9 protein-coding genes are annotated in these 9700 nt (G+C 65.0%); all 9 read right to left on the bottom strand.

Annotation, left to right across the window (positions count from 1 at the left end):
• On the bottom strand, positions 1–630 hold a 630-nt coding region (locus EN984_RS11210), incomplete at its 3' end, for an enoyl-CoA hydratase/isomerase family protein (RefSeq protein ID WP_164765437.1).
• 126 nt (positions 631–756) lie between these two features.
• Positions 757–1704: an ABC transporter permease gene (locus EN984_RS11205; protein ID WP_127270023.1), complete on the bottom strand. Its 948-nt coding sequence runs from the start codon at positions 1702–1704 to the stop codon at positions 757–759.
• Between the two features lie 3 nt (positions 1705–1707).
• Entirely contained in the window at positions 1708–2688 is a 981-nt protein-coding gene (locus tag EN984_RS11200; RefSeq protein ID WP_164748786.1) for an ABC transporter permease, read from the bottom strand.
• A gap of 1 nt (position 2689) precedes the next feature.
• Positions 2690–4159 (bottom strand): sugar ABC transporter ATP-binding protein, encoded by a 1470-nt coding sequence (locus EN984_RS11195; protein ID WP_127270027.1) that lies wholly within the window; start codon positions 4157–4159, stop codon positions 2690–2692.
• Positions 4160–4208: 49 nt separating this feature from the next.
• On the bottom strand, positions 4209–5222 hold the full coding sequence (locus EN984_RS11190) for an ABC transporter substrate-binding protein (protein WP_023811211.1): 1014 nt from the start codon (positions 5220–5222) through the stop codon (positions 4209–4211).
• A gap of 96 nt (positions 5223–5318) precedes the next feature.
• Positions 5319–6209: an SMP-30/gluconolactonase/LRE family protein gene (locus EN984_RS11185; RefSeq protein WP_127267466.1), complete on the bottom strand. Its 891-nt coding sequence runs from the start codon at positions 6207–6209 to the stop codon at positions 5319–5321.
• A gap of 195 nt (positions 6210–6404) precedes the next feature.
• Complete coding sequence (locus tag EN984_RS11180) at positions 6405–7373, bottom strand: YihY/virulence factor BrkB family protein (protein ID WP_245456784.1); 969 nt, start codon at positions 7371–7373, stop codon at positions 6405–6407.
• 113 nt (positions 7374–7486) lie between these two features.
• Positions 7487–8209, bottom strand: a complete 723-nt coding sequence (locus EN984_RS11175) for a response regulator transcription factor (RefSeq protein WP_127267464.1) — start codon at positions 8207–8209, stop codon at positions 7487–7489.
• The gene (locus EN984_RS11170) at positions 8209–9480 is read right to left on the bottom strand and encodes a histidine kinase (protein WP_127267463.1); all 1272 of its coding nucleotides are present in this window, start codon (positions 9478–9480) and stop codon (positions 8209–8211) included. Before EN984_RS11170 ends, EN984_RS11175 begins: the two co-directional genes overlap by 1 nt.
• Between the last annotated feature and the right edge of the window lie 220 nt (positions 9481–9700).

Genomic DNA, 9700 nt, shown 5'->3' with positions numbered 1-9700 from the left:
GTCGGTCTCCTTGAGTCCCTGATTGCGATCACGCACCGGCGTGAAGGGGCCACCCTTGCGGGCGATTTCCCCAGCGAAGTTCACGGCATGCGTGGCCAGATCGCCATCGAAGACAGCGTCGACGAGGCCGGCTTCATGCGCCTCGGTCGCGCCGATCGGCGTACCGGAGACGATCATCCTGAGCGCCTTCGTCGCGCCGACAAGGCGCGGCAGCCGTACCGTGCCGCCACCGCCCGGCAACAGGCCGAGCTTGACTTCCGGCAGGCCGAGCTTGGCGCCGACGTCGGCGATACGGAAATGGCAGCCGAGCGCCAGCTCCAGCCCGCCGCCGAGGGCGGTGCCGTGGATGGCGGCTAGCGTTGGCTTGGCGATGGTTTCCAGCGTCGCCACGATGGCGCGCAGCTCCGGCTGCTGCATCGGCTTGCCGAATTCGGTGATGTCGGCGCCAGCGACAAAGGTCCGGCCGGCGCATGCAATGACGATGGCGGCAACCGAAGCATCGTCGCGCAACTCAACCAGCGCCTGCATCAGCGGCTCGCGGACATGGAAGCTCAGCGCGTTGACCGGCGGGTTGTCGATGGTGACGACGGCGACATCGCCGTGGCGGCTGACCTTCACGAAATCGGACACGCAAACCTCCCAGCGCTATTCAGCGGCCGTGGCCGCGCGAACGGGATTTACAGCGCTATGACGCCGATTGGAACCGGATGTCGGCCTGGCACAATGATTACAGGCCTGGGACGACGAAGGCGGAGCCTACCGCGGCGCCTTCTGCCCGCCCGCCGCCGTGATCACCCCGACAATGATCAGCCCCGTGAGCAGCAATCGCACCCCGGCACTCACCCCAAACGTGTTGAGCATGGTCAAAAGCAGCACCAGGAACAGCGCCGCGCCCCAGACCCCGGGCACATTGGCCTTGCCGCCGGCGACCGACGTGCCGCCGATGACGACGACCGCGATCGAGGCCAGCAGATACTCATTGCCGATATCGACATTGGCGCCACGGAAATAGCCGGCGAGCAGCGCGCCGTCGATGCCGCCGAGCGCACCAGACAGCGTGTAGGTGAGGAAACGGATGCGGCCGACATTGACGCCGGCGAGCCAGGCGGCGCGGATATTCTGGCCGATCGCCAGCACCGAGCGGCCATAGATCATGCGCTGCAGGGCGATGGCCGCACCGATGGTGAACAGCACGGTGAGGATGGCCAGCACCGGAATGCCGAGTATCTGCCGGTTGGCGAAATCGGCGAAGCCCGGCGGCGGCTTGATCTGCAAGCCGCGTCCGTAGCTGATGTCGATCGACTGGATGATGAAGCTGGCCGACAGCGTGGCGATGATCGGCGGGATGCGCAGCGCCCAGATCAGCAGATAGTTGGCGGCGCCGATCGCCGCCCCGCAGGCAAGCGCCGCCAGCAGCCCGACCACGATCATGGAATCATTGCCGTCCATCACTTTCATCGCGACGGCGCTGGCAAGGCCGATATTGGCCGGCAGCGACAGGTCGACATTGCCCGGGCCGAGTGTGATGACGAACATCTGGCCGACGCCGACAATGACGGTGAACACCGCCAGCGACAGGGCCGCCGTCACCATGCCGCCGGCGCCATAACCGCCGGTGAAGGCGATCGTCGCCAGCCACACCAGAAGCGCGCCAATGAACGACCAGATCCAGGGTTTGGCGAGCAGCGATTTCACCGATGTCATCGCTCACCTCTCCTTGCGGCTGATCAGCACCCGCGCCGCCAGCACGATGATGAGGATGGCGCCGTTGGCGGCAACCTGCCAATCGGGTGGAATGTGCATGAAGGTGAGCAGCGGCGAGGCCGCCAGCGCCAGCGTCAGCGCGCCGATCACAGCACCTATCGGCGACACCCGGCCGCCGACGAATTCGCCGCCGCCGAGGATGACGCCGGCGATCGCCAGCAGCGTGTAGCCATTGCCGATATTGGCGTCGGCCGAGGTGGTGATGCCGATCAGCGCCATGCCGGACAGCACGCCGAACAGACCGGCCAGCGCAAACAGCACGATCTTGGTCTTGAGCAGCGACCAGCCGGCGCGGCCGAGTGCCGCCGGATTGCCGCCGGAGCCGCGCAGGATCACGCCATAGGAAGTGCGCATCAGGCCGAAATGAACGATGAGGCCGATCAGCAGCGCGGCGATGATCGGGAACGGAATGAAGGGCGGCTTGAACGCCATCAGCCCGAGCAGCCAGTCCGGCGCCTTGCCGCCCGGTTTGGGCAAGACGAGAATGGCAAGCCCCTGCCAGACGAAACTCATGCCGAGCGTCACCACGATCGAAGGCAAATTGCGCAGATGGATCAGCGCGCCGAGCAGCGCATAGACGCCTATCGACCCGAGCAGGATCATCACGCCGATGAGCGGCGCGTCCTTCAGCCAGGTCGCCGTGACACAGCCGACGAAGCCGACGAAAGTACCGATCGACAGGTCGAGCTCGTTTCCGGCGATAACGAACATCTGCGCGATGGTCGCCAGCGCGATCGGGATCGCCAAATTGAGCATCAGGCTGAACCCGAAATAGCTGATGGCGCGCGGGTTGAGCCAGGCGATGGCGAGCAGCACCAGCGCCAGCGACAGCGCCGGCAGCAGCCCGCGCAACAGACGGGCACGGGCCAGTGCGCCTCGCTCGGCGGACGTCCTGGCGGCGGTGTCGAGGCTGGCGGCCGTCATCTCAGGCCGCATCGCCGAATGAGGACTGGATGATCTTCTCTTCGGTCAACTCGTCGCGGCGCAGATTGGCGACGATGCGGCCGTTCTTGAAGACATAGATGTGATCGCAATTGTCGAGCTCTTCGGTTTCCGTGGTGTACCAGAGGAAGGTGCGGCCTCGGGCAGCCTCTTCGCGCACGAGGTCATAGACCTCCAGCTTAGTGCCGATATCGACGCCGCGCATCGGGTCGTCCATCAGCACGATCTGCGCGTCCGAGCCGAGCGCGCGGGCAAACAGCGCCTTCTGCTGGTTGCCGCCCGACAGCGAGAAAATGTTGTTGTTCATATCGGGCGTGCGGATGCCGATCTTCTTCTGCCAGAATGCGGCGAGCTCGGCCTCGCGCTGCGGCGAGATCAGCAGCCCGCTGCGCAACCGCGCCAGCGAGCGGATGCCGATGTTCTCAGCGATCGACCATTGCGGAAAAATGCCGTCCGACTGGCGGTCGCCGGCGACCAGCGCCACCGGTGCGGTCACCTCGATACCGGCCCGGGCGCGCGATGCAGCAGTGAAGATCGCCAGCAGCAGATCGGTCTGGCCGTGTCCCGCCAGACCGGCAAGGCCGATGATCTCGCCGGCGCAGGCGACGAGGTCGGTGCCGTCCTTCTGCGCGGCGGGCCGCGCCCGGACCCGTAGCGGACTGGCGGCGGGCTTGGCAGCCGCGATTTGCGCCGCGATCTTCTGGCGCGCCTCCGCTCCGCCCATCGCCGTCACCAGCCGGTCGCGGTCGAAGGCACTGGCGGCGTCGGCGACAACCACCTTGCCGTCGCGCATCACCACGATGCGATCGGCGTTGCGCAGCACCTCACCCAGCACATGCGAGATCAGGATGCAGCTTTTGCCGCCGGCGACGAAGCGGCGCACGAAGGCCAGCAGCTGGCCCGCCGTATGCGCATCGAGCGACGATGTCGGCTCGTCGAGGATGACGAGGTCGAGCCGATCCTGAGTGACGGTGAAGGCGCGCGCCACTTCCACCATCTGGCGCCGGCCGATCGACAGATCGCCGACAATATCGGACGCCGAAATGCTGTGGCCCGGAAAGATCTCGTCGAGCTTGGCGGCGATCAGATCCGCCGCCTTGCGCCGCCAGCCGAAGCCGCGCAGCGACGCGTGGTTGATGCGCGTGTTCTCGGCGACGCTGAGGTTGGGGCACAGCGACAGTTCCTGGAAGACGCAGCGTATGCCGAGCTGCTGCGCCCGCGACACCGAGTAGTTGTCCTCGGTGTCGCCATGCACGCCGATCTTGCCACTGTCGGGCACCAGCGTGCCAGCCACCATGTGCATCAGCGTCGATTTGCCGGCGCCATTGTGGCCGACGAGACCAACGCACTCGCCGGGGCCGACATGGAAATCGACGCCGCCCAGCGCGCGAACGGCGCCGAAATGCTTTTCGGCGCCGTTCAGTCTGATGATGTCAGCGTTCCCTTCAGGCATGCTCAACGATATCCGCTCGATGATCCGGAGGGCAACGCTTGTTCAAGGCTCACTTGATGTTGGCTTTGATGGCCGCGATCGCGTCTTCCTGCGTGTATTCGTGGCTGGCGACGCCGCCCTTGGGGATCTTCGGCAGCTCGGCCTCGAAATCGTCCTGTGTGAAGGCCAGATACGGCACCAGCAGATCGTGCGGAATGTCGGTGCGGCCGTCGAGCACCTGCTGCGCCACCCAGAAGGCGAGCGACGACACGCCGGGCGCGATCGAAGCCGACCAGGTCTGGTAGCCGTCCTTGTCCTTCTGCTCCTTCCACCACTGCAGCTCGTCCTGGCGGTTGCCCATGATGATGGTCGGGCGCGGCTTGCCGGCGGCGGCGAAGGCCTGGGCCGCGCCGTAACCGTCACCGCCCTGGTCGACGACGCCGACGATGTCGGGCAGCGACGGCAGGATGGTTGCCACCGCCTTCTGCGCTGTCGTCTGGTCCCAGTCGCCGGTCACCGAACCGACGATCTTGAACTCGGGATGGGCGGCGACACCTTCGAGGATGCCGGCATGGATGGCATCGTCGATCGAGGTCCCGGCAAGGCCACGGATTTCCAGCAGATTGCCGCCCTTGGGCTGGAACTTGGCCATCTGCTCGATTTCCTGCTTGCCCATGTCCTTGAAGTCTACGACGACACGGTAGGCGCAAGGTTCGGTCACGGTGCCGTCGAAGGAGACGACGACGATGCCGGCATCGCAGGCCTGTTTGATGGCGCCGTTGAGCGCATCCGGCGAGGCCGCGTTGATGACGATCGCGTCATAGCCCTGCAGGATCAGGTTCTGCACCTGCGCCGCCTGTGTCGGCACCTCCTTGTCGGCGGTGGTGAAGATGTCGGCCGCGCCGACGATCTTGTCGGCGACCGCCTTCTTGGTGACAATGCCATAGCTGTCGAGCATCGCCTGCCGCCAGGAATTGCCGGCATAATTGTTGGAAAAAGCGATCTTCTTGCCACTGGTGTCGGCCAGCGCCGTGCCCGAGGCGAGCATTGCCGCCAGAGCGCCCAGAACGAACAGTTTCTTCATGTCGTTATCCTCCCAGATGTGTTGACTGCTGCATTCCCACCGGCTTTGACCCCGGCCTCACTCCCAACTCTGATTTGAGCACGGATTGTCGCGAGCTCAAAACAGTCTCAATCCCGGCACGCGCACCCTGAGCCGGTACAGCGACGTCGACGCGGTGATGTAGAGGCTTTGCAGATCGTCGTCACCGAAGGTGAAATTCGCGCAATCCTCGGGCGTCCGGATGACGCCAAGAATGGCGCCCGAGGCGTCGAAAATGTGGATGCCGCCGGGTCCGGTGCAGTAAAGATTGCCGCGGCTGTCGATCTTCATGCCGTCGGGCGCCCCCGGCCCCTCGCCCTCGGTCACTGCCCACACCGCGCCGCCATCGAGGTCGCCATTGGCTTCGACGCCGAACACCCTGATATGCCCGCGTTCGGTGTCGTTGATGAACAGCCGCGACTCGTCCAGCGAAAAGCACAGCCCGTTCGGCTGCCCGAAATCGTCAGCCAGCAATGTCAGCCGGGCGCCATCGCCATCGATGCGATAGACGCCCTGGAACGGCAGGTCCTGTGGCCGTGGCACGCCATAGAATTCCCTCCGGCCATAGCCCGGATCGGTGAAATAGATCGATCCGCCGGTGGCAACGACGATGTCGTTCGGGCTGTTGAGCTGCTTGCCCTGATGGTGCGTGGCAAGCACCGTCGCGCTGCCGTTGGGTTCGGCGCGGGTCACCCGGCTCGTTGCGTGCTCGCAGGTGACCAGCCGCCCCTGGCGGTCCAGCGTGTTGCCATTGGCCTTGTGGCTCGGCGCGCGGAACAGCTCGATCTCGCCTTCGGCACTGCGGCGATAGATCCGGCTTTCCGGAATGTCGGAGAAGACCAGCCATTTCTCGTAGGGGTGCCAGACCGGCCCTTCGAGGAAGCCGAAGCCGCTCGCCAGGGTCTCAATGGTCGCATCGCCGACGACGTCGTCGAAGCCGGAATGGCGCGCACGCGCCGACACCGACATCATCGGCTCCCGGCGCGAACAGCCGTGCTACTCCGCATGGTGACAAATGGCATGAGCGCTTCCCGATATAGGCTTCTTGTTGGGGCAGAGCGTAGGCGCGGTACCGACGAGCCGATACGGGTCAAAGCGCACGGCCGACTGTGCGTTTGCACAGTCGGCCGTGCCTATCGAGCACGGGATAGCGACGACGTCAGATCAGGGCCGGCGACCACTCCGCAAAAGCGCGGTCAAGGTTGCGCTCGCGCACGCCACAGCCACGAGCACGACCACGCCTGCAGCGTTGGACTCCTGTTGTGTTCGAGCCGAGTCGTGCTGCGCGGGTAAAGGGCTGTGAACCAAGGTTTTCAGATCGGACCGGCTGCCGTGCCGAACGGAATAGGCGCGCGTGAACTCGGCACCGAGGAGGAAAATTTCCGACGAGTAGTAAACCCAGAGCAGTATGACGAGCAGGCCGCCGGCGGCGCCATACGAAGACGCAACCGCGCTGGTGCCGATATACCAGCCGATAAGCGATTTCCCCAGTGTGAACAGGGCCGCGGTCCCGATAGCGCCAATTGCCACATCGCGCCATTCCAGGGTTCGATCGGGTAGAACCTTGTAGATGGCGGCAAACATCACCGAGATAAGTGCAAACGAAACGACGCCATTGATCCCGCTGAGTATGATCGTTCCGAACGGCAGATAGGCGTTGATGAAATCGCCCAGTGCCGAAATCGCAGTGCTTGCGATGAGAGAGACCAGCAACAGGAACCCGAGTGCGGCCACCAACCCCAGACTGGCGGCCCGCGCCCGCACCAGACGCGACAGGGAATTGCCTTGCGGTTCGATCTTCCAGATCGTGTTCAACGATTGCTGCATTTCGCCGAAGACACCAGACGCGGCCACCAGCAAGGTGACCAGCCCTATGATCGCGGCCCAGGTGCCGTACAGACTGTCGGATGCACTTTCCAGCGCAGTCTTCAGGAGATCGGCGCTTTCCGGTCCCATCAGCCCTGATATCTGCGCGGACAAGGCCAATTGTGCGGCATCGTGGCCGAAGACGAGACCAGCAATCGCAACCACGATCAGCAAGATCGGCGCCAGCGAGGTGGTGGCATAGAAAGCCATCGCAGCACCATGGCTAAGCGCATTGTCGTTGATGAAGCCGACTATGCTTTCACGCACCAGATGCCATGAATCTGTGATTGAGGGTCGCACTTCGGGTCCGCAGGCATTGAGTTGGCGTTCACTAGCAATGCGCCTGACCTTCCGAAGTTCCGGGGCGTGGCCGCCGCTGTTCAGTGCTCCGCCAGCCAGGCATCGAGCCGGTCCTGTTCGCGGCGCAGTGCGTCGATGTTGATCAGGCCACGCGCCATGGCGAGATAGATCGCCCGCGTCCGCGAGTTGAACACGGAAGCATCGCCGGCGCCGTCGTCCGCCGGCACGATGCCGAGCTTGTCATAGACATGCTTGATGCGGCTCTGCGCACCACGGATCGACAGGCCGCGCCGCGCCGCGATCGCCCGGTCGGTCAGGCCGAGCGCGATGTCGATCAGGCTCTCATATTCGCCGTCGGTGATGCCCTCGAACTTGTCCTGCACGCGGTGCTGGATGCCGCGGATCTCGCGGTCGATGATGCAGTGGCCTTCGCGGAAAACCCCGCGCAGCGCGGACCGCATGCCCTCCTCCGTCGCCGATTTGAGCACATAGCCGTAGACCGAACCGGGCGGCACGATGCGTGCCACGCCGCGCACATAGGCTTCGTCGGCGAAATTCGACCAGAACAGGATGTGCGTGCCGGCGCGGCGGTTCCAGATCGCCTTGGCAACTTCGATTCCCGTCGCCTTCGGCATCTGCAAATCGAGCACGACATGCAGTGGCTCGCGTTGGGCCGCCAGGTTGATGGCGTCCTCGCCGTCGCTCGCCTCGATCACCTCGACGTCGCCGGGCCACAGCTGCTCCACCGTCCGCCGCGCGAAGCTACGGTGCAGCCCGTCATTCTCGGCGATCATCACAAGCATCACATGGCCTCCGATACGGCGAACTCGCCAGGCACCGCTGCCGCCGCCAATTCTCGCGACGGCTGGCGGTCGATCTCGACGACGACACGGGTGCCGCCGTTCTTGCGGCCGGCCTGGCCGATGCGCAGCCGCGCCCCAATAAGGGCTGCCCGCGTGTGCATATGGCCGATGCCGCCATACGCAGCCGGGTCGACGGTGCCGCAGCCCTGGCCGTCATCCGTCACGATCACCCGCAGCACGCTTGCGGTCGACGCCAGCAGCACGTCGATGCGGTGCGGCGCGGCATGGCGAACGGCATTGTTGATCGCTTCCTGCACGATCCGGTAGAGCGCGGTCCGCACTGGCTCCGGCAAACTGTCGGCGCCGCCGTCGCTGGTGTCGGCGATGCGCACGGCGATCGGCGGCTTGGCCTTGCTGACACTGCGGTTGAGATGCGCTTCGACCGCATCGCGCAGGCCGAACAGTTCGAGCACGCTCGGCCGCATGGCGTCGACGATGTGGCGCAGTTCCGTCAGACAGCCGGCGACCTCCTGCTCGAGGTCGGCAAGCTGCGCGGCCCGCGCCACGCCCTGGCCGCGCAAGGCCGAAAGCTGGCGCGCGATGCGGGCGAGATCGGCAAGCGTCTGGTCGTGCAGGTCCATGGCCATGCGGCGGCGTTCGCGCTCCATGCCCTCGGTCAATTGCGAGGCGCCTACGCGCAGCAGTTCGACGCGGTTGCGCGCCTCGCTCTCGGCCAGCATGGCGCGGCGCGCCTCCTCGGTCTGGATCAGCGCGAAGATATAGGGCGCGATCAGATCGGCGCATTGCTGGGCGACCGCGACATCGGCAAGCGTGTAGCAGCCGATTTCGTGCCGACTGATGTTGAGCGCGCCGATGACGCTACCGCGCGCCCTGAGCGGCACGATGATGCGGCTGCGCAGCTTGGCCGCGAAAATCGGCTCGTCGAAAGCGCCGGCAAAATGAAAACGGTCGTCGACAAGCGCGTTGTCCGACAACAGGTAAGGCGTCTTGCCCCACAACACGAAGCGAATCGGACTGCCTTCCACCGGATGCTGGGCGAGCTCGCTCCAACTGGTGTGGAAACCGGCTTCGTAGCAGGCATGCATGCGCCCATCGTGAGACAGCACAGCCAGATCGATATGGTCGTGCGGGATGAGCGTGCCGATCTCGATGGCGGTCGCGCGGAACGCCGTGCCGGGATCGATATGGCCGGCAAGCGCCCGCGATATCGCCAGCAGCCGGTCGATCAGGACCAGGGACACTTCCGCCATTGCTTTCACGATCCTCCCGTGCCGCGAAATAGTGGACGCATGCCGCCGCCGCTGTCAACGACGGCGCCGTTGACTATAGGAATTTTTTCTTGACTCGGTGACCTCAGCTATGGTACATTTTTGTCCATGGTGCTGATTTGCGCCAGTGACCCGCCGCACAGGCGGGTTGTTCGCTTGATGCTCCGTCAGCCAATGGCGGGCGGAGGGCCCGAAGAAAACC

The organism is Mesorhizobium sp. M7A.F.Ca.CA.004.12.1.1 (assembly GCF_003997835.1).
GTDB lineage: Bacteria > Pseudomonadota > Alphaproteobacteria > Rhizobiales > Rhizobiaceae > Mesorhizobium.
This window is presented reverse-complemented; position numbering and strand designations above follow the sequence as displayed.

Excerpts from the sequence above, each read along its gene's own strand:
- EN984_RS11200 (WP_164748786.1), bottom strand. The coding sequence starts at position 2,688 with ATGACGGCCGCCAGCCTCGACACCGCCGCCAGGACGTCCGCCGAGCGA.
- EN984_RS11170 (WP_127267463.1), bottom strand. The coding sequence starts at position 9,480 with ATGGCGGAAGTGTCCCTGGTCCTGATCGACCGGCTGCTGGCGATATCG.
- EN984_RS11190 (WP_023811211.1), bottom strand. The coding sequence starts at position 5,222 with ATGAAGAAACTGTTCGTTCTGGGCGCTCTGGCGGCAATGCTCGCCTCG.
- EN984_RS11205 (WP_127270023.1), bottom strand. The coding sequence starts at position 1,704 with ATGACATCGGTGAAATCGCTGCTCGCCAAACCCTGGATCTGGTCGTTC.
- EN984_RS11195 (WP_127270027.1), bottom strand. The coding sequence starts at position 4,159 with ATGCCTGAAGGGAACGCTGACATCATCAGACTGAACGGCGCCGAAAAG.
- EN984_RS11175 (WP_127267464.1), bottom strand. The coding sequence starts at position 8,209 with ATGCTTGTGATGATCGCCGAGAATGACGGGCTGCACCGTAGCTTCGCG.
- EN984_RS11185 (WP_127267466.1), bottom strand. The coding sequence starts at position 6,209 with ATGTCGGTGTCGGCGCGTGCGCGCCATTCCGGCTTCGACGACGTCGTC.